The organism is Phocaeicola sp. HCN-6420, assembly GCF_037890145.1.
In the GTDB taxonomy this organism is placed as follows: domain Bacteria; phylum Bacteroidota; class Bacteroidia; order Bacteroidales; family Bacteroidaceae; genus Phocaeicola.
Genome location: NZ_JBBKBJ010000076.1, coordinates 1 through 965 on the forward strand (window position 1 = coordinate 1; position 965 = coordinate 965).

Here is a 965-nt window from a genome sequence, read left to right on the forward strand (position 1 = left end):
GTAAGCCTCCGATAAAGTACACATTGTAGATTCATAAAACAACAAACTCTTCTTATCAACGAATATAAAGTTGACAGGAAGAGTTTGCTATTTTATTGTATCTCTATTAGACTTCAATTGGATTTTCGTTGGACTTCTTCAACTTCCAGACATCCGGTAGCAGTTCCCGGATATCTTTGCCGGAGTCTTTTTCCTGATAATATGGAAGCCTGGCAATGACATCATTCAGCCATTCTCTCGGATTGACTTCCTGTGCCTTGCAGGTGGCAAGCAATGAACAGATGACCGCTGTATTTTCCGCGGCTTCATGATTCCCGCAGAAGAGGAAGTTCTTTCTTGAGAGCGTCAGAGGACGTATCGCATTTTCGGCCAGATTATTGTCTATCTTTATATTGCCGTCTTTGAGACAGGCCTTCATTCTGGGCCATAACGGATACGCATAGGAGATGGCCTGTCCCATCCGGCTTTTGGGCGGAACCTTGATATATGTGCTTTCCATCCACTTTTCAAAGGAATCCAGCAGGGGAGCGGACTGACGGTTCCGCAGTTCACGCCGTTCTTCCGGCGTATATTCCCGGGAGTCGGCAAAGTGCTCTGTCCGATAAATCTCCTGTATTATTTTCAAGGCATGCTCCGCCAGACTTCTGTTTTCCTCCAGAGCCATCTCAAAATGACGTCTGATATGGGCCAGGCAGGCTATGAGGCACACTCCTTCAGTACCTTCAAATACATTGTAGGCACTGTAACCGTCACTCTGCAGATATCCCTTGAAGTCCTTCAGCAGTTTCCTTATAGTCTGTCCCGAACGGGAACCGTCATCGTAATGGAAAATGACCAGCTTTTCCATGACCGCCCTGACCATCCACAGATACTCCTTGTCGGCCTTCCCTTTTCCCTTGCTGATTACCCTTACAGTGGTCTCGTCCGCCTGGACATACCCGCAGCCGACAACCAGCCGGACCAGT

The 965-nt window shown here is 47.8% G+C and carries 1 protein-coding gene; it reads right to left on the reverse strand.

The genetic code is table 11. The features are described from left to right. Positions 1-106: 106 nt before the first annotated feature. A partial coding sequence (gene tnpC / locus WKT12_RS16425) for an IS66 family transposase (RefSeq protein WP_340320326.1) occupies positions 107-965 on the reverse strand: 859 nt, incomplete at its 5' end.